The organism is Vibrio sp. SCSIO 43086 (assembly GCF_051132235.1).
GTDB lineage: Bacteria > Pseudomonadota > Gammaproteobacteria > Enterobacterales > Vibrionaceae > Vibrio > Vibrio diabolicus.
Map to the genome: position 1 here is coordinate 1,551,544 of NZ_CP072678.1, position 18,531 is coordinate 1,570,074.

At 43.6% G+C, this 18,531-nt stretch carries 16 protein-coding genes; 3 read left to right on the forward strand and 13 right to left on the reverse strand.

Going from position 1 to position 18,531, the window contains the following annotated elements; genetic code table 11:
* Positions 1–33 precede the first annotated feature (33 nt).
* The 13 genes from yqfB to malK form a co-directional block, all read right to left on the reverse strand.
* Entirely contained in the window at positions 34–354 is a 321-nt protein-coding gene (yqfB, locus tag J8Z23_RS23105; protein WP_005392475.1) for a N(4)-acetylcytidine aminohydrolase, read from the reverse strand.
* A 64-nt stretch (positions 355–418) separates the two neighbouring features.
* Positions 419–817: a VanZ family protein gene (locus J8Z23_RS23110; RefSeq protein WP_253651324.1), complete on the reverse strand. Its 399-nt coding sequence runs from the start codon at positions 815–817 to the stop codon at positions 419–421.
* A 2-nt stretch (positions 818–819) separates the two neighbouring features.
* The gene (locus J8Z23_RS23115; RefSeq protein ID WP_434635469.1) at positions 820–2,127 is read right to left on the reverse strand and encodes an oligosaccharide flippase family protein; all 1,308 of its coding nucleotides are present in this window, start codon (positions 2,125–2,127) and stop codon (positions 820–822) included.
* A gap of 8 nt (positions 2,128–2,135) precedes the next feature.
* A complete protein-coding gene (locus J8Z23_RS23120; RefSeq protein ID WP_434635470.1) occupies positions 2,136–3,167 on the reverse strand; it encodes a glycosyltransferase family 4 protein in 1,032 nt (343 codons plus the stop codon).
* Complete coding sequence (locus J8Z23_RS23125) at positions 3,164–3,997, reverse strand: putative capsular polysaccharide synthesis family protein (RefSeq protein WP_104972863.1); 834 nt, start codon at positions 3,995–3,997, stop codon at positions 3,164–3,166. Before J8Z23_RS23125 ends, J8Z23_RS23120 begins: the two co-directional genes overlap by 4 nt.
* A 15-nt stretch (positions 3,998–4,012) precedes the next feature.
* Entirely contained in the window at positions 4,013–5,266 is a 1,254-nt protein-coding gene (locus J8Z23_RS23130; protein ID WP_434635471.1) for an O-antigen ligase family protein, read from the reverse strand.
* Positions 5,232–6,284, reverse strand: coding sequence for a glycosyltransferase (locus J8Z23_RS23135; RefSeq protein ID WP_374072310.1), 1,053 nt, complete (start codon positions 6,282–6,284; stop codon positions 5,232–5,234). The genes J8Z23_RS23130 and J8Z23_RS23135 overlap by 35 nt, the downstream gene beginning before the upstream one ends.
* A 2-nt stretch (positions 6,285–6,286) precedes the next feature.
* Positions 6,287–7,096 (reverse strand): putative capsular polysaccharide synthesis family protein, encoded by an 810-nt coding sequence (locus tag J8Z23_RS23140; protein WP_176319697.1) that lies wholly within the window; start codon positions 7,094–7,096, stop codon positions 6,287–6,289.
* The gene (locus tag J8Z23_RS23145) at positions 7,074–9,254 is read right to left on the reverse strand and encodes a GumC family protein (protein WP_434635472.1); all 2,181 of its coding nucleotides are present in this window, start codon (positions 9,252–9,254) and stop codon (positions 7,074–7,076) included. Before J8Z23_RS23145 ends, J8Z23_RS23140 begins: the two co-directional genes overlap by 23 nt.
* 15 nt (positions 9,255–9,269) lie before the next feature.
* Positions 9,270–9,803 carry a polysaccharide biosynthesis/export family protein gene (locus J8Z23_RS23150; RefSeq protein ID WP_048625325.1) on the reverse strand — a complete coding sequence of 178 codons (534 nt, stop codon included), beginning with the start codon at positions 9,801–9,803 and terminating at the stop codon, positions 9,270–9,272.
* Between the two features lie 12 nt (positions 9,804–9,815).
* Positions 9,816–11,021: an outer membrane beta-barrel protein gene (locus J8Z23_RS23155; protein WP_434635473.1), complete on the reverse strand. Its 1,206-nt coding sequence runs from the start codon at positions 11,019–11,021 to the stop codon at positions 9,816–9,818.
* Between the two features lie 10 nt (positions 11,022–11,031).
* Positions 11,032–12,432 (reverse strand): undecaprenyl-phosphate glucose phosphotransferase, encoded by a 1,401-nt coding sequence (locus J8Z23_RS23160; protein ID WP_048625323.1) that lies wholly within the window; start codon positions 12,430–12,432, stop codon positions 11,032–11,034.
* A gap of 423 nt (positions 12,433–12,855) precedes the next feature.
* The gene (gene malK, locus J8Z23_RS23165; protein WP_005375271.1) at positions 12,856–13,974 is read right to left on the reverse strand and encodes a maltose/maltodextrin ABC transporter ATP-binding protein MalK; all 1,119 of its coding nucleotides are present in this window, start codon (positions 13,972–13,974) and stop codon (positions 12,856–12,858) included.
* A gap of 672 nt (positions 13,975–14,646) precedes the next feature.
* On the opposite strand from malK, the gene malE reads away from it, so the two are divergent.
* The 3 genes from malE to malG all read left to right on the forward strand — a co-directional run bounded on the left by malE (position 14,647) and on the right by malG (position 18,382).
* Positions 14,647–15,825 carry a maltose/maltodextrin ABC transporter substrate-binding protein MalE gene (gene malE / locus J8Z23_RS23170; protein WP_005375272.1) on the forward strand — a complete coding sequence of 393 codons (1,179 nt, stop codon included), beginning with the start codon at positions 14,647–14,649 and terminating at the stop codon, positions 15,823–15,825.
* 79 nt (positions 15,826–15,904) lie between these two features.
* Positions 15,905–17,479: a maltose ABC transporter permease MalF gene (gene malF, locus J8Z23_RS23175; protein ID WP_031780258.1), complete on the forward strand. Its 1,575-nt coding sequence runs from the start codon at positions 15,905–15,907 to the stop codon at positions 17,477–17,479.
* Positions 17,480–17,491: 12 nt separating this feature from the next.
* On the forward strand, positions 17,492–18,382 hold the full coding sequence (gene malG / locus J8Z23_RS23180; RefSeq protein ID WP_005375275.1) for a maltose ABC transporter permease MalG: 891 nt from the start codon (positions 17,492–17,494) through the stop codon (positions 18,380–18,382).
* Positions 18,383–18,531: the final 149 nt, after the last annotated feature.

The window sequence follows — 18,531 nt, forward strand, 5'->3', positions numbered from 1 at the left end:
GAATTAGACCAGTCGTCTAGTTTTTGTTGTGGGTTATTTGATTAGCTCGTACTCAATAACAAATAGCGTGTCGGTATTTGGGTAGATTTCTCGAATTAACTGCTTGAGTTTTGGTAGTTCGATGGCTTCTTGTTCAGCATGAAACTCATTGATATCTTCAAAGTTGAGTGGTTCTACAGAGCGTATTTTGATGTTGCAGACTTTACGATCCGTCTCTAGGGTAAAAACTTCGACCTCTGTATTTGGAACGTAGTGACTTTCTGATTCATCTCGAATCGTAATCGTTTTTTTGCCTGATGTGATCAACGGGGTTAAGAATTCAAAAAAGGTAATCTTGGTTGGGTGGGATGACATGATGTACTCGTTAGTCTGATTGTTTGGCGTAATTATATACCCAAATAACCTTGAGGTGCTTATTTCAAGAGAACGAGCGAGTGCGCAGGAAGCGAATCAACTTGGCACTAAAGTAACCCGAGATAATGCCTATCCAGTTGGTACTGAGATCATCAAAACTAAATGAGCGACTTGGAATAAAAAGTTGACTTATTTCTTCCATTGAAACGATAGCCAACAGTAGTAGCAAAAGACGGATGCCAAAGACGTCGGCTTTACTTGAACTTACTAAAGAGGGGAAGGTGAAGACCGATAAAAAGCCGATCAATAAACTGAATGTGAAGTGAAGCGTACTCGATCCACCTAAGTAGGTTTCCATTTGCAGGTAAGTGGCATGGTGTAAGTCAGAGCTTTTCCACAAAGAGAGTGAAGCCGTAAGCGTCAGAACGAAAACAAAACTTATCCGTGTCAGTATTGAAACCATAATTAACCTATTGGAAAGAAGCCTAAGTAACGTTTTACAAAGTACAGCGCTGCCAGATTCTGAATTGCCATGCCAATTGCCATCGCCCATGCTGCACCAATAACACCGAACGTTTGGCAAAGCGCAACGAGCAAGCAGATAGAGATTGTGCCGGAGGAAATTGTAATGTATTTCATGGTTCTTTCGTGACCGCTCATGAGCAATAAAAATCCTACAGAGCCAGTCGCAACATTGATTAACTGCCCTAAAGACAGGACGACTAACAGTGGCGCAGCAGCAAGAAACTCTTCACCAAAAAACCGCATCACAAACTCTGGGAATAGAGTGCAAATAATCACGGGCACAATGGCCAAACCAACGTTGGCTCGGCAAGCTAAACGGCTAAGGCTTTGCAGTTTGATCATTTGACGTTCTTTGTAGAGAGAGGCAAACATAGGAGCGACCACAAAGTTAATGGTAATCAGCACAAAGCCAATCAGCAGTGATGTACGTTGAGCTGCGGCTAATAGACCGAGTTCCGCTGTTGAGATAAAAAAGCCCGCAATGACAAGGCTTCCCCATTGAAGGACGTTCGTGAAGATACTGCCAATCCAGACTTGCTTGGCAGAAGCGACCATTTTTTTGTTTGGTACGAAAGCTGATGTCTGATACTGACCTGAACCTAGCCAATTAACACTGGATATTACCGCGACGCTCATACTCGCCAGAAGCAGTGCGGTCATCAGATTGTTTATATTTTGCTGACCGATATAGTCCAAGCCAAAGACAAAAAAGACCATCAACATACTCACGCCAAGCTGTAAAGCGAACAGTGATGACACGACCTTTCTACATGCTTGAAGCACACGACTGTTGGTCTGTGCAAGCACCAAAAACGGTATGCAGAACAAGCCTAAAGTAATCGCATGCATTGGCGATTGGGTCTGGTTTAGCTGTTCAGGAAACAGATTAAATCCTGCCAACAAAACGGCAATGGCTAGCAAGCAAAACGCCATACTTCGATAAAGTGCTGTTTTATAGTTATGGCTTTGTTGAAGTGTCTCTTTGTTGTTAAAGGCGATCGCATTGTAGCGAACTAATGAGACATCAAAACCTAGCTGAGAAACGATCGCGAGTAGTGAGACTAGGTTGAATAAAAAGAAAAATTGACCGGAAGTCGAAGCGTCACTGGCCTTCGATACAATCAGTGTCAGTAAAAAAGCAAATAGCGCACTCAACACACGCGTGATTGCGGTTTTCAATCCAGTAGATAGCAAGCTTTTTTTACCGCTGGGCATCAACAGTAATTTTTGTTGAATAGTGTGAAACATAGAGGTATTTAACCGTAAATATTATTGAGTGCGAGGCGCTGTTTTTCTTCACTGAAGGCGTCGTTTAACGCTGTTGTATATTGGCAAAAATCAATTTCATCATAATGATTGACACAGTGCGCGATCTGCTTGGCCATTTCTTCAGGTGTTAGCGCTAAAAATGGGTAGTTTAGATCTTGGGTCGCGCCGATAGTTCGAATTACCATAGGAAGATGTAATTTGGCTGCTTCTAGAATAGTTAACGGCATCCCTTCCCATGCTGCAGTATGTAAGTAAAGGTCTGAACCCTTGAGCTTTTTAACCACTTCATCACGAGGCAACATGCCAGTCACATCCACATTTTCTGTACGCAATTTTTGTTCGAGTGTGTGGTCACCGCCACCTATCCAAGTGATATCTAATGGGCGGTTAAGCGCATATCGATTAAGGTGTTGCAATGTGTCGATGAGAAATTGCGGATCCTTTTGGGGCGCGACACGACCAAGCACAACAAGTCGCAGCGCTTCTTGTCTGTTTCGCAATAAACGCTCTTCACTTTGATAGGACACGTAGTTGTTGAGCAGTTCAGCACGTTTCGCGCCAATACTAATCGCCAAGTCACATTCTCGTTGGCTACAGCCTGCCACCACATCAATTTTGCTTAGTTTTACTTTCTCTAGCGCTTTATAGAGCTGGCGCGCGAATTCGGGGATATCTTCACGTTCGAAAGCATAACAGTGCGGCGTATAAACCAAGCGCGCCTTGCCAAGTTTTAGAAATCGCCCGAGAAAGCCCGCTTTACTCGAGTGCAAATGCACAACGTCAGGCGCAAGAGATGCAACCATGTGGTTTGCATCGCGAACAAATTGAAGTAAGCCGCCTTCCACCCATTTGGTCTGTGTGAAAATATGATGGTTGTTCTCATTGGTTAAGTCGTTTTCTCGAGCTCTGGCTAGCAAGAAATGTTGATAGGGTTCGTCTCGAGAGGAGTGAGCATAACTATAGAGGGCGGTTTGAACGCCACCTCCGAAGGCTTCTGTAATATGGAGCACTTTTTTCATGATGATTTTGTTCCTGGTGTCTGCATCCATTTATGCTTGAAAGCATCACGTTCTTGTTCTGAATAAACGTGGCGATATAAGGGAAGATCGTACATATAGAACAGCTTTGAAAAGTCGTAGTGATGCTTAAAGTGCTGGTGGATATTGGAGTACCACTTGTTTTTCGCTTCATTGCTGTTTTTCAGCACGAAGTCTTGCAGCCCGAGAAACTCGCCAATTTCTTTATCGAGAGAGCTGAGCTTTTCGCATTTGATTAGCATGACGTTGGCTTGCTCGTTCTTGAATGTGAAGAAAGGTTGAGTGTTGTCCAATTCTTGACGCATCACATCGATATTGAAGTTACGTTTTAACTCGTTGTCGAACCAGTCCGCAAAATAGTTGAGATTGATATAGTTATCGAAACAATGTTCGAGGTGCTGATACGTGACTGCCATATCTCGGTGAATTGCATCATTCTTTTTGCCTTCGATAAATTGCAAATGGAGGTCTTGAAAGAAACGAGAAAAGACTGTTGCGATTGGATCGCGGACCAGTGTGACGATTTTGATCTGTTCGCGTTTTTGTAAGATACGTTTTCGTTGCTTGAGCACTAAGCGATAGAGCGCACGGTTTTTGAAATCGAAAAATTTACTCACGTCTTTTTTATTGTGATACATGTGAAATTCTTCGTGATCATCAAAGGTGTGGATGTGATAGCTCGGGATATTTCTTTCTCCCAGCGTGTGCTCAATTGACGATGAGCCAACTTTGCCCATTTGGTAAACTAAAACAAAATTGTCAGCTTGGAGTTCTCGGTTCTTTTCAAATTGTCGAGAGATTGAATACTTCATCTATCCTATCCTTGATTATTCAAATTCGTGGTGATGGTTTACCGGAAAAGTATGAGCAATGGTGTTGACCTTTGACTCGCGGCTCATGCTTATCATGACGGGTAATAAGAGTATTAAAATGATGGTGGTATTTACCGCAACGAAGAACACCATGATGAGGGCGTATATCGCGAGTAAGAGGCTTTTTCTGTTGTCATTGAGACTACGGAAGCAAAAGCGAATAAACAGAAAATAACCACCAAACAATAGGGCGATACCGAGCAACCCGTATTCAATTGCGGTATCTAACACAAAGTTGTGGGTGTAGATCGCCAGCTCATCATAGTTAAAGTAACTGATCATAAAGTTGGGTAACATTTTCGCGCCGACACCTAAAACAGGGTGCTGAAGTAAAATGTCTAACCCATTGGCAAGTAAGAGTTTTCTATGAAGATTCGATACCCAGCGGGCTTCACTTTGGTTGGCAAATAAGACGTCTTCTTGGGTTATTTCCAATGTGTCCGCTAGCGTTTCAAACCCAACGTAGAGTGTGGTTGTGACGGCAGTAAACACAATGAAGCTTAAGGCTAATAAAATCGTCCACGTGTACGTTTCATTAAGCGATTTTCTCATCAGGTTTTTTACGAGCAGCTGGTCAAAGAAGAAAAGCAGACAAAAACCAAGTAGTGCTTTTCTTTCTTGCGACAACACCAGTAGTACCAAAGCAACGAGCATTAAAAGGTGGAAAGCGCGAATTTTATCCCGATAAAGGTATAGTAGTGAGCAAAGTACACCGAAACCGTATTTACTTACCCCGAGTAACTTAAAGCCGCTTTGATAGCCTTGAGCAAAGTGCCATAAGGCAACGAGCGTGCAGATCAAAAACAGCAGATAAGTGAAATAAACCATTACCCATTCATCATCAAACACGCCATAGGCGTACATTAGGCTAAGCAAGCAGAGAATCGCCAGCCATTGCACGGTTTCTATAACTAGCGGCATTAAGGGGACGCGATTTAGCAGGCCATTTAAGAACACATACCCACTGAACAGTACAAGGAACCCCATGCAGGGATGCATGAGTTTTTCAGCTTTTCCTTCCAATACCACTAATGCAGTAAAACCAATGGACAAAAGACTTACGATGTCTGATGGTGCTAGTGCAACTCCTCCAGCACGAAACTTCATGGGAATAAAGAATAATGCCAGTAGGCATGCCGCAAACCATGAGGCTCGGTGGCTCGATGGCGCGGAACTATTTGTTGGCGCAAAGCTGCTGGTAGATTCCATAGTAACCTTCACGAAATTTATCGATGGTGTAGAGAGAGGCCCTATTGACTGAGTATTGACTTGCAGCGTCATACCGCTCAACACTTTCACACAGCTGGAGCACTTTCTGGCTCAGCTCATTTGAGTTACCAACCTGAAATAAATATTCGGCACGTCCGGTGATGTCATCCAAGCCGGGTACGTCCGATGATAATACGGGTAAGCCTGCTGCCATGGCCTCAACCGCCGCCAAGCCAAAGCCTTCGACGTGTGACGATTGCACGTAAATGTCCATGTCGTTTAAAAAGGCTGGAATGTCAGAAACTACGCCATGAAAGTGAACGCGTTGCGCGACGTTGATTTTTGTTGCTAATGCTTGCAGTGACGATTTTTTTTCGCCATCTCCAGCAAGATGGAGCTCGTATCGTCTCGGTAAATGGACAAGTGCTTGGATAAGCGTTTCATGATCTTTATGTTGATGAAGTCGGCCCACCATTCCAATCTTGATAACTGGTTTGTCGATTAGGTGGCTGGCGTATCTTGGCGTCATAGAAAACCTTTTTAAATCAACGCCATTGTGCACCACGTGATATTTATGTTGGTAGCGAGGCATGAACTTCACCAGTTCATCTTGTACTTTTTCACTAATACTGACCGTCAAGTCGTGGCCCCAATATAAGACGTACTCCATGAACTTAAACAGCGGATAGTCACGTCGACGGTTGTAAGAGCAGTGCTCAGTCTGGATTCGTTTTTTACCTACCGCCAATAGCGCTAGATAAATGGAAGGGTAGAGGTGCCCGTGAACGACATGCGGCCAACGTAGCAAACAGTATTTCTCACTCAATGACAAAGTGCGCCAGTTAAAACACTCTATCCCTTGGGCGGATAGCGTTGGTAAGTAATCATTTTCATCACATAAGACCAAAATTTTGATTTCGTATTCAGGCTTATGTTCTAAAACAAGGTCGACTAAGAACTTCTGAGCACCGCCGTTCTGAGAAAGATCATTAATAATATGTAGAATCTTGGTTTTCATGATTAATTGGTCAGATATTGCTGTTTAAGGTCGGTGATTTCTGCATTTGAGAAAAAGTGCTTCGTCAATTTAGAATTCAGCATTTCTTCAACGTACTCGGGTGTAGGTTGAAATTGCGTTTTGAATTCTTTCATTAGTGGCGAGTACCATTTGTTGTCTGACTGATTTTCATAAACGACATCCACGGGGTAACCTAAAAAGCCTTCGACTGCGGAGTTAGCCTGCTTTAGCTTGTCACTTCGAATGACCAACAGTGAAAAGTTATTGTTATGGTATGTCTGATAGCCTACTTCGTGATTAAAAGGTTCGTTAAACACATCAATCCCTGTTAGTTGTTTGATTTCGTTGTCAAACCACTGCAGCGCATATTGATGATTCATGTGCTTATCAAATGCCTCTTGGAGTAACTGCGGACGTTCGGTACGGATTGCGCTATCATCTTTTAGGTATTTGTCCGCCATCCAAAACGGAAGTGCTTGAAAGAACATTGAAATATTTCGTCCGATCGGTTCACGCACCAGTGAGATAATTCGAACTTTTTTCTTGTGCTTTAACATACGGCTCATCGCTATGCGCTTGAGTCGTCGCTTTAACGCATTGATCTGAGGTTTATGCAATTGCGCTCTAACAGGGGATATCTGTTTTTGCGCATCGACAGTCATAAGGTCGTGCAAGTGAATCGAGTTAGGAATGGAATGTTCTAATGCACTCGAACCTACTTTGCCCATTTGATAGATCAATACCGGTTGTTCTTGGCTTTTCAACGTTTGGTACCAAGATGCGTTTGAGTTAGTAGGCGTATTTCTGGACATAAAGCGTTTCTCCTTCCTTAGTCTTGGCTTGTGTGATTAAGACGCCAAGAGATGGAACTGAGTGTTGTATTTGTTTAGATAACGCAAGGTTAACCAGTGATGATTTTGTCGATTCTGAGCGAATGACGGTAATCAGACCATTGGCATACTGACCAAGAATAAGTGCATCACTCACTGACAGTAGGGGCGGTGTATCGATAATGATCCGGTCATACTTATTTTGAAAATGTTCGAGCAACTTTTTAAAGCGTTCAGAAGCTAGCAGTTCCTGTGGGTTTGGCGGAATTAGGCCTGCCGGCAATACATCTAAGTTGGCTTCTTCTATATGTGTAACACAATCTTTGATTGGCGTATCCATAGTCAGGATATGCGTTAAGCCTGGGCTTGATTCAGCAATACCAAACCGTTTTGCGATGGAAGGTCGACGTAAATCGCAGTCGATGATCAATACCTTTTCCATTTTTGAAAACGACACCGCCATATTGATACTGGTCGATGTTTTTCCTTCTTCTGGAATGGAAGAAGTAAAGGGCAATATCTTTTGCTTCGTGTTGGTTAGTCTGAGCAGAAGCGAGGTTCTGACGGAGCGGCAAGCTTCACTAAATAGCTTTTCTTCATCATCTAAATACGCGGTATAACTGACGCCGTTTTTACGCAAATTGCGTTTTTTGACCATCGGAATCACGCCTAAACACGTAACACCAAGTTTTTCCTGCACATCGGCTGTGTTTCGGATAACTTCTCGCAGAGTTTCTAAGATGATGACCAGCGCACAAGCAATGGCAAAGCCAAAAAATGTGGCAATCAGTACCAGTTTGATTCGTTGCGGTGCTACCGGAAATAGAGGGATGATGGCTTTGTCAGTAAAACGTGCAGTGACATTTTTGTAGTCGCTGGTGGCGTTGGTCTCTTTCTCACGATTTAAGAACGCTTCATAGAGTGCCTTATTGGATTCAACCTCGCGTTTTAACTGTTCGTAACGCGCTTTTTGTGACCCTAACGATTGGAAGTCGGACTTTTTGTTATCGAGTTCTGCTCGAAGCATGTCCTCTTGCGCCTTTGCAGCAAGAAGGTCTTGTTGCTTGCTGAAGGAAATGTCACGAATGAGTTGCTGGGTTCTTGATTGAATTTCAGCGAGCTGCGCTTTCGCCTGAATCATTCGGTCATGCTTGGGGCCGTAGCGCTGTGCCAGCTCAGAGAGATTTTTGGCTGCCTGGGCTTCCGATAATTTTAGGTCGCGGATCTGCGCTTGATTAGCGAATTCATCAATTGACAGCAAGCTGTCTAAACTTTGTGAGGATTTACGTCTTAACAGTTGGATTAACGTCTGCGCTTCAATGCGCTTATTAACAGCGACATTTAGCTTGCGAGTGAGTTCTTCTAGCTCATTTGCGTAAATTTCATCAATACCGTTTATATCGATCAATCCTTCTTTTAACAAGAATTCTTGCAGCGCTTGCTCAGAGTTACGTAATCGCTCCTCCAATTTTTGTGAGTTATTTGTCAACCAAGTGGCCGCATTTTGTGTAACGACCAATTTGGCTTCAAAATTTGCGTCAATGTAGGCTTGGCCGATCGCGTTGGCGATTGTTGTTGCAAGCTTAGGATCGGTAGAACGAAAGCGAATTCTGACTAATTGGGTGTTACGTACCGGCTCAATATCGAGTTTACTTCTGAAAGCTTGAAGCGCTTGATAATAGGACTCTGAAAACTGGGCAGTTTCTTTTGGGCTTGGTGCCACATTCAGTAGGTCTTGAACAAAAGGGATCGACTTTATTTGGTCGATCTTTTGATTTAATCCACCTGAGCGTGTGAACTCCGGTAGTTGAGTTAGGTTCAGCTCTCTAATGACCTTATCTGCGATATGATTCGATTTTAAAATAGCGATTTGCGTTTGAAAGTACTCTTTTTTTGTCGTGTCGACGCCATATACTTCCTCGATTGAAAGGGCGCTTTTTTGTTCTTCTTGGATGAGTAGCGTTGCTGTAGCTTGGTATATCGATGCTTTGGAGTAGATATACCAAGTACAAGTTAATGAAAACAGAAGTGTGAAAGCTGCGATGCTTAGCCCATTCTTTTTAATCGCTTTAAAGTGATGACCAAAACGAATCAGTTCTACTTTGTTCATCTGGAGATTATTTGGATGAGTCCCGTTCATTTGATTCCCTGTCACTTAAAAGAAGCTTTGGTCGATAAATACAATGTCACCAGGCTCAACGTTGCGGTGCATACTGACACCCTCTATCGTTTGACCCGTTTTATGTTTGGTGAGGTTAATGCCTTTGCGTGAGGCTCGGTCGGTCAAGCCACCAGCTAAAGCGATGGCCTTTTCGATAGTTAATCCTGGTCGATATTCAAATCCACCTGGTTTCCTGACTTCGCCGTTGACATAAAACAGACGAAAGTTATTGATAGTGACCATCACTTTTGGGTTGATGAGATAATCGCCTTTTAAGCCCGTTTCTATTTCGTACTTGAGTTGTTTCGGTGTTTTTTTGATTGCTTTGATTCGGCCAAGGTAGGGGTAATCAAAATAGCCATCTGACGTTATTAGAATATTTTTAATCGTAAGATCTTCTTCACCGTAGACCTGCACAGAAATGGTATCGCCCGTGTCGAGTAAGTAATCTTCTTCGTTTGAGTCAGCGTTTACCAAGGTGCTAAATAGCAATAACGCGACGCTCATGAATGTGATGAATGACTTCATTAATAATCCTTGTTACAGAGAAAACTGTGCGCTTAAAGTCCAAATGTTCTGCTCGAAGCTATAACCTGGTCGGTTAGAGGTTTTATCTTGGTATTGCCAGTCGGCTTGCAGCTGTATCCAGCGTTTAATTTGATAATCGATACCAAAAGATAGGGTGTAGCGATCGTCGTTTCTGGTGATCCCCGTATAGTCATCTTGTTGATAAATAGCACCTAAGCGAGTTGCAAGGTAACTATTCCAATCGTGCTTGAGGTTCAGTCGATAACGAGTTTGTAGGTTGTAATCGCCATCTTGATCTGGGTTAACTGCCGCTTGAGTGGTTTTCACGCTGACTAGAGTTTGTTCTTGAGGCAGCCATTCAAAGCCGATATCCCAACTAAAGCCTTTAAATGTCTCTCGTTGAGCGCTGTCAAAATCTTTGATTTGATAACCGAGTCGAGCGATGCCTTTGGTTTTTCCCGTTACTTCCCATTCGGCACCTGTGTAATAGAAACTGGTGCTATTATCTTTGGAAGGAAGAGCAGAATTTCTGTGTTGATAGTCGGTTACTATTTGTTTTGTCCCAACCAACCAATAGGTTCTTGGCGTCGCCCTTAAATAGAATTCCAAGTGTGCATTGGGAGCTCGAAAATCGTTGTATTTCGTTTTAGCGTTTGGGCGCCCAGGTAATCCGTCACGGTAGTTTTGATAGGTTCTATCACTGTAGCCTAAACCGAATTCGAGTCTGCCTTTTGCACCGTTAGAGCCAAAGACATAATTGGTTTTGATATCGTTACGGTTGAACTCAATTGGTGAGTCTATTGCGCTACCATTACCTTCGGTAATGTCTTCCCCTCTAATTTCATGCTGGGCGCGAAAACGATAATCAACCACTAAACGATGACGATGATTGAACTCAAAAAAGTTGGAAAACTGAAAGGTATGATCGTCGAAGTCGTTGCGGTCATCGGATGAAAAACCTGCTTTCAACTTGTATAAAATATCTGCGCGATATCGATTCCTTTCTATACGTGCTAATAAGCTTGGCTCTATACCCCAAATATTGACCGATTCTACATTGCCGGATTCCTCCGCTTTGTTGATGTTGTCATCGCCCTCGTAGAAAGTTCTTACGAGGGGAATAAACTCAATGCCAGACTCGGTTTGGTAAGCCATCGGTTCTGCGAGTAAGCCAGTTGAAAACAGACTCAATGCTATTGCCATTGTCAGTTTCTTCATAATCTCAACCTTAGTAAGCGTTAGCACCAGTGAACCCTTTGAAAACGGTCATGAAGATGATTTTGATGTCCATCCAAACCGACCAGTGGTGGATGTAATCCAAATCAAATTCGACTCTCTTTTCCATTTTTTCTAAGGTGTCGGTTTCGCCGCGATAGCCATTAATTTGCGCCCAGCCAGTAATGCCTGGTTTTACTTTGTGACGTAGCATGTATCGGTCAACAATCTGGCGATACTCTTCATTGTGCGCCACGGCATGGGGGCGTGGACCAACAATAGACATGGTCCCTTGCAGTACATTGATAAATTGAGGCAGTTCGTCCAAAGAGGTACGACGCAGAAAACCACCAAAAGGCGTAATGCGTGGGTCGTTCTTTGTCGCCTGTTTCACGTGAGGACCTTGATCCATAGTGGTCATTGAACGGAATTTCCATACTTCAATCTTGCGTCCATCGAGGCCGTAACGATGCTGTTTAAAAATGACCGGACCTTTAGAGGTCAGCTTAATGCCAATCGCAATGGCGAGCAGGACTGGAGAGATCAAGGCTAAAATAATGCTCGAAAACAAGATGTCTTCAAACCGTTTTACCCAGGAAGAAATTCCAGCAAATGGTGTATCAAACACGCTGAGCGTTTGAACTTGGCCGATTTGTGCCCAACGAGAATGCAAAAGGTTATAGGTAAAGAAGTCGGGAATCAGATACGTATTTGCGGTTGTGTCTGAGAATTGGTTAAGAAGCGATGCAATACGTTCTTTTGCGTGCATTGGCATTGCGATATAGACATAATCCACTTCCCCTTTTTTGGCTCGCTCAAGAGCGTGGTCAACTGCCCCTTTAATAGGGTAAGCAGAATTTGGCAATCTGTCGGAAGAACGCTCATCGTAAAAGCCATCAAAAAGCACACCGTGTTCAGTGTGGTTTTGAATTTCGTTAGCAAGGGTAATGCCGTGAGGAGTTTGGCCGATGATTATTGCAGTACGAGTGTTGAATCCTTTTTTTCTTAAATAGGCTAATCCGGTACGGAATGTCACTCGCCATGCCAAAAGTAGAGCGGGCGTAATCGCAAACCACAATGCCAGAATAGTGTTATCAAATAAGTCATAGACTTCCGAAAAATACAGAACAATAAAGATAAGCGCGGAAGTTACTGCCCAGGCCACACAGACAATAATCATCTGCTCTTTAAACGAACTGGTTCGCCAAGAGCGGTACAGATTGCCGCTTTCTGCCATAAATAGAAAGGAGATGCCTCCAACAAAAGCCAGTATGACGTAATCTTTCCCCATCGCAGTATTCATGTCTTTGAACACTAAAAGCAGCATAAAAGAGACGATGACAGCAAGATCTGAGATGCGATATAAAAAAGCGAACTCCATCTCGTGAGAGCGGATAAGTCCTTTTTGTTTCATGACTCAGTTTCCCTTCTTACACGCTACCGCCCTTGGGTGTCTCCCCCAATTGCCGTGTCGTGAGCGTTATTAGTAGTTGGTGAACAGAGCATTCTGTTGAATGCTTCTGAGTTTTTTGTCACGTGTAATTTCGTTGATAAGTGTAAAAATTTGCGTTGTTGAGGTAAGTGGAAATAAGAATGAAATTTAGACCTTTGGCTAAGTTTGGCGGGTTAGGAAAAAGCTGGTACTTACTCATGAGGGATGAGGAAAAGTATTAAAAATGAAGTATCAGTACAAAGACAATGGTTTATGTAAAGGTAGAAGAAACGGGTGATCTTATTCGTTAACGATTAATGATTTAGTATCGAATTACTTATATTTATTAGGATAAAAAAATCCCTCTCAAGTGAGAGGGATTTATTGTGAATCAGGACGAAAGAATTATTCGACTTCTACGCCGTTTTCTTTGTATAGGCGGCGGCATGCACGACCATCACTGTGGAACAGGTGACAACGGTGTGCTGGAATACCAATCTCGATTTTATCGCCGGTATCGACTGCGAGCGTGTCAGGCTGACGGAAAATAACGTCCGCGTCCGCACCTTCTAGGTTTAGGTATACTTGAGTTTCGTTACCTAGCTTCTCAACAATCATCACTTCACCGTGAATGCTTGCATCAGCTTCAGAAGCGGATAATAGGTGCTCAGGGCGAATGCCTAAAGACATGCGGTCGCCACGGTTAACCGTCGTGCCATCCACTGGAATCCAGAAAGATACGCCATTAGATAGTTGAACTTTGACGCGCTCTGCTTCTACTTCATCAATGAATACGCTCATGAAGTTCATTTTCGGAGAACCGATAAAGCCTGCTACAAAGCGGTTTTGTGGGTAATGGTAAAGTTCAAGTGGCTTACCAACTTGCGATACATAACCGCCGTCTAGTACAACGATTTTATCTGCCATTGTCATTGCTTCCACCTGATCGTGTGTTACGTAGATCATGGTACAACCAAGTTGACGTTGTAGCTTCGTGATTTGCGCACGCATGTTTACACGCAGTGCGGCATCCAAGTTTGATAGTGGTTCATCTAGAAGGAATACATTAGGTTGCGATACCAGTGTTCGACCGATAGCCACACGTTGACGCTGACCACCTGAAAGCGCTTTTGGTTGGCGTTCAAGTAAGTGACCCAGTTGTAGAATTTCTGCAGCCTGTTCAACACGTTTGTCGATTTCTGCTTTGTCTGCTTTTGCTAATTTTAAGCCAAATGACATGTTGTCATATAAGTTAAGGTGTGGGTAAAGAGCGTAAGACTGGAATACCATACCAACACCACGTTTGGATGGTTCGACGTCATTCATGCGCTGGTCACCAATATACAAATCACCTGAAGTAATGTCTTCAAGACCGGCAATACAACGTAAAAGGGTAGATTTACCACAACCTGATGGACCTACGAAAACAACAAATTCACCTTCGTTGATTGTTAGGTCTACGTTCTTAGAAATCAGTACGTCGCCATACGCTTTACAAACATTTTTTAACGTGACACTCGCCATGTAGCTCGTCCTCGATCAATTTTTTATTATTCACCGCTCATCATTATATGAATTATCTAGCGAGCAGTAACAGTAGGAATCGGTAAGTTATTGCGGTTGGTAAGAAAAGTAGGGTAGCACTTCAATAAAATGTCCTGAATAGAAGTGCTACCCATCATAGCCAAGTACGAGTTTCTCTCCCCCACATTATTCGTGTTGTCTCCCCCGTGAAATAATTACCACAAACAACACCAATAATGACATTCCACTCGTCTGGCAATGCAAAACCAGCAAATCTTTTTCCTAATACGTAGGCACTGCTGGGAAAGGGTTCTTACCATCCACTCTTGGATGACTGAAGTTTGTAAGATTGTGCGAGGTGCGACATCCTCCTAATAGAAATAATTGTAGGGGGAGTAGGTAGGGAGGAGTAAAAAAGGAGGAGGAATAAAGCAGTTGGTCGGAAATCACATTATTGCACCACCTAAAGTTGAAACCGATCACAGGAAGTATCCGTTTTGTGATTTGAGTCTCTTACCCTTGGCGATTTAGATCACGAAAATACGTCATAATTGTAAGGGCGTAGGGATTAGGAGGATGAGACATATTGGATTATTTCAGATGATATATGTCGAAATACGGCTGAACCTCAATGGACTAGCCCTACATCAAAAATATAAAAAGGATACGAACATGAAAAAGTTAAGCGCTGTAGCACTAGGTACTCTTGTTGCTTTGGGTTCTTTTGGTGCTAATGCTGCCATCGAAGAAGGACAACTTACTATCTGGATTAACGGCGACAAAGGTTACAACGGCCTTGCTGAAGTTGGTAAAAAATTCGAAGAAGACACTGGCATTAAAGTGACAGTGGCTCACCCAGATGGCCTTCAAGACAAATTCCCTCAAACTGCAGCGACTGGTGACGGTCCTGACATCGTATTCTGGGCTCACGACCGTTTCGGTGGTTACGCAGAAGCTGGCCTGCTAGCAGAAATTAAACCTTCTAAGAACATTCAAGAAGGTATTGTTGATTTCGCTTGGGATGCTGTACGTTACGACGGCAAATTGATCGGCTACCCAGTTGCGGTTGAGTCTCTATCTCTAATCTACAACAAAGACCTAGTTCCAAACCCACCGAAGTCTTGGGAAGAAGTTGCAGCGCTAGATGCAAAACTTAAAAAAGACGGCAAGTCTGCAATCATGTGGAACCTAAAAGAACCGTACTTCACTTGGCCACTAATGGCTGCTGATGGCGGCTACGCGTTCAAATACACTTCTGAAGGTTATGATGTTAAAGACGCTGGTATCGCGAAAGAAGGCGTTAAAGACGCAATGAGCTTCGTAAAAGGCTTGGTAGACAAAGGCGTGATCTCTGCAGATATGGACTACTCAGTATCTGAGTCTGCATTCAACCAAGGTAAGACAGCAATGACGATCAACGGTCCATGGTCTTGGGGCAACATCGAGAAGTCTGGCGTTAACTACGGCGTGACTACGCTACCTAAGTTCCAAGGTCAATCTTCTAAGCCATTCGTTGGTGTTCTAACGGCTGGTATCAGCACTGCGTCTCCAAACAAAGACCTAGCGGTTGAGTTCATTGAGAACTACCTACTAACAAATGACGGCCTACGTATGGTTAACAACGATAAGCCTCTAGGTGCGGTAGCGCTTAACTCGTTCCAACGTGAACTAGATTCAGATACTCGTATTGCTGCGACAATGGACAACGCGATGAACGGCGAAATTATGCCAAACATTCCTCAAATGAACGCATTCTGGGGCGCGGCTAAGAACGCAATCATCAACGTAGTTGATGGTCGTCAAACTGTCGATGCAGCATTGGCAGACGCAGAAAAACAAATGACTAAATAATTAAGTAAGACCTTTTTAAGGAGGGGGCAACTCCTCCTTACTTTTCTATATTTATTCTATATTCGCTAGCAGGTTCCCTATGCAGTCAGTTCAAGGTACAAATGCTATGACAGCACCAGAAGCCAGCCTTCCGAGCAGCAAAAAAGTGTTCATGAAATGGTCACTTTTAGGCACAGTCGGCATTATCAATGGCTACGCAACAATCCTTATGTATTCACGCGGTGAGATTGCGTTTGCACTACTTACGATCATTCTTACCGCTTTAGCGTTGTTCATCTTTGGTAGTAAAAAGACGTACGCACACCGTTACATCTACCCTGGTATCGCAGGGATGATCCTTTTCATTCTTTTCCCTCTGGCGTACACCATAGGTTTGGCGTTTACCAACTACAGCGCGAAAAACCAACTCTCTTTTGATCGTGCGCAGAGCGTACTTTTGGACAGAACTTATCAAAGTGGTGATAGCTACCCGTTCACTTTATATAAAACGGATCAAGGACATCAGCTTGTGGTTGAAAAAGATGGTGAGCTACTTGCTACGCCCACTTTTCAACTAGATAGCCTCTCAGCATCGGATCTTGACCTATCGCCAATTGAAGAAGCAACGGGCGAGAAAGAATCAATCAAGACGATTGTTAAGAGCCGTAATACGTTGAGCAGTGTTGATTTGCATCTGCCGAGCGGTGAAGACATCCGCATGAGCGGGTTACGTAAGTTTGCGGCAGTTGTGCCTTTGTACACGCTGCAAGAAGACGGCGAAACGCTTTACAACAATCGTACTGAAGAGACGTTACGTCCAAATATGGAAGTAGGTTACTACCAACCTGTCGATGAAAATGGTCAGTTTGTTGGTAGCACAGTGTCTCCTGGCTTTGTGGTGAATATTGGCACGCACAACTTTGAGCGTGTGTGGAAAGATGATGGCATCAAAGAGCCGTTTATCAGTATCTTTATCTGGACGATTGTGTTCTCGGCACTCACCGTACTATTTACGCTTGTAATTGGTCTTGTTCTAGCAAGTGTTGTTCAGTGGGAAGCATTAAAAGGCCGTTCGGTTTACCGACTCTTACTGATTCTGCCTTATGCGGTACCGGCGTTTATTTCTATCTTGATCTTTAAAGGTTTGTTTAACCAAAGCTTTGGTGAGATCAACATGCTTCTGGAAGGTTTGTTCGGTATTAGCCCTGCTTGGTTCTCAGACCCGTTCATGGCGAAAACCATGATCCTGATTGTGAACACGTGGCTTGGTTTCCCTTACATGATGATTCTATGTATGGGTCTACTAAAAGCGATTCCTGATGATTTATATGAAGCGTCAGCAATTGATGGTGCGAACTTTATTACTAACTTTACTCGTATCACGCTACCAATGATGTTGAAGCCTTTAACACCACTGTTGATTGCGAGCTTTGCCTTCAACTTCAACAACTTCGTACTTATCCAGTTGTTGACAGGCGGTGGTCCAAACATGATTGGTACGTCAGAACCTGCGGGTTACACAGACCTATTGGTAAGTTACACCTACCGAATCGCATTCGAAGGTGCGGGCGGTCAAGACTTCGGTCTAGCAAGTGCAGTAGCAACACTTATCTTCCTATTGGTTGGCGCATTGGCACTTATCAACCTACGCGTAACTAAAGTAGCTCAGGACTAAGGAGAGATTACAATGGCAATGGTACAAGGTAAGTCATTAAAGTATCGTGTTTGGGCTACTCATATTGCGATGTGGGCATTCTTGGCACTGATTATTTTCCCTTTACTGATGATCATCGCGATTTCATTCCGTGAAGGTAACTTTGCAACGGGTAGCCTGATCCCAGACAACCCAACGCTTGATCACTGGAAATTGGCATTAGGTTTCTCGGTGACTAACCCAGACGGTACAGTTACACCGCCACCATTCCCAGTTATGACATGGCTGTGGAACTCAGTAAAAGTGGGTGGTATTTCTGCAATCCTAATCGTGGCGCTATCAACCACATCAGCTTATGCGTTTGCTCGTATGAAGTTCAAAGGTAAGAACACCATCCTAAAAGCGATGATGATCTTCCAAATGTTCCCTGCGGTATTGGCATTGGTTGCCCTATACGCGTTGTTCGACAAATTGGGTCAGTACATCCCATTCCTTGGTCTCAACACGCACGGCGGTCTGATATTCGCTTACTTAGGGGGTATCGCACTGCACGTTTGGACGATTAAAGGCTACTTCGAAAGTATTGACTCTTCGTTAGAAGAAGCGGCGGCACTGGATGGTGCGACACCATGGCAAGCATTCCGTTTGGTATTGCTTCCATTGTCTGTGCCAATCCTAGCGGTAGTATTCATCTTGTCGTTCATCATGGTAATTGGTGAAGTTCCTGTAGCATCACTACTACTTTCTGATGTAGACTCGTACACACTTGCAGTGGGTATGCAGCAATACCTATATCCACAAAACTACTTGTGGGGTGACTTTGCTGCAGCTGCTGTACTTTCAGCAGTGCCAATCACTGCCGTATTCTTACTTGCTCAACGCTGGTTGGTTGGTGGTCTAACCGCTGGTGGTGTGAAAGGATAATCTCTTGTGGTCTGAGATTGATAAGAATAACTAGAAAAGGGCGACCACATGGTCGCCCTTATACGTAGCACGGATATTACAATTTTGGTTTGGCCGCCGATCAGTAATATCTTGGCTTTTATTGGCGTTACGCATAGCTGGCTGTTAGC

What these genes read in the sequence shown, in the direction of transcription:
- yqfB (WP_005392475.1), bottom strand. Translation starts at nt 354, where the DNA reads ATGTCATCCCACCCAACCAAGATTACCTTTTTTGAATTCTTAACCCCG.
- J8Z23_RS23110 (WP_253651324.1), bottom strand. Translation starts at nt 817, where the DNA reads ATGGTTTCAATACTGACACGGATAAGTTTTGTTTTCGTTCTGACGCTT.
- J8Z23_RS23115 (WP_434635469.1), bottom strand. Translation starts at nt 2,127, where the DNA reads ATGTTTCACACTATTCAACAAAAATTACTGTTGATGCCCAGCGGTAAA.
- J8Z23_RS23120 (WP_434635470.1), bottom strand. Translation starts at nt 3,167, where the DNA reads ATGAAAAAAGTGCTCCATATTACAGAAGCCTTCGGAGGTGGCGTTCAA.
- J8Z23_RS23125 (WP_104972863.1), bottom strand. Translation starts at nt 3,997, where the DNA reads ATGAAGTATTCAATCTCTCGACAATTTGAAAAGAACCGAGAACTCCAA.
- J8Z23_RS23130 (WP_434635471.1), bottom strand. Translation starts at nt 5,266, where the DNA reads ATGGAATCTACCAGCAGCTTTGCGCCAACAAATAGTTCCGCGCCATCG.
- J8Z23_RS23135 (WP_374072310.1), bottom strand. Translation starts at nt 6,284, where the DNA reads ATGAAAACCAAGATTCTACATATTATTAATGATCTTTCTCAGAACGGC.
- J8Z23_RS23140 (WP_176319697.1), bottom strand. Translation starts at nt 7,096, where the DNA reads ATGTCCAGAAATACGCCTACTAACTCAAACGCATCTTGGTACCAAACG.
- J8Z23_RS23145 (WP_434635472.1), bottom strand. Translation starts at nt 9,254, where the DNA reads ATGAACGGGACTCATCCAAATAATCTCCAGATGAACAAAGTAGAACTG.
- J8Z23_RS23150 (WP_048625325.1), bottom strand. Translation starts at nt 9,803, where the DNA reads ATGAAGTCATTCATCACATTCATGAGCGTCGCGTTATTGCTATTTAGC.
- J8Z23_RS23155 (WP_434635473.1), bottom strand. Translation starts at nt 11,021, where the DNA reads ATGAAGAAACTGACAATGGCAATAGCATTGAGTCTGTTTTCAACTGGC.
- J8Z23_RS23160 (WP_048625323.1), bottom strand. Translation starts at nt 12,432, where the DNA reads ATGAAACAAAAAGGACTTATCCGCTCTCACGAGATGGAGTTCGCTTTT.
- malK (WP_005375271.1), bottom strand. Translation starts at nt 13,974, where the DNA reads ATGGCGAGTGTCACGTTAAAAAATGTTTGTAAAGCGTATGGCGACGTA.
- malE (WP_005375272.1), top strand. Translation starts at nt 14,647, where the DNA reads ATGAAAAAGTTAAGCGCTGTAGCACTAGGTACTCTTGTTGCTTTGGGT.
- malF (WP_031780258.1), top strand. Translation starts at nt 15,905, where the DNA reads ATGCAGTCAGTTCAAGGTACAAATGCTATGACAGCACCAGAAGCCAGC.
- malG (WP_005375275.1), top strand. Translation starts at nt 17,492, where the DNA reads ATGGCAATGGTACAAGGTAAGTCATTAAAGTATCGTGTTTGGGCTACT.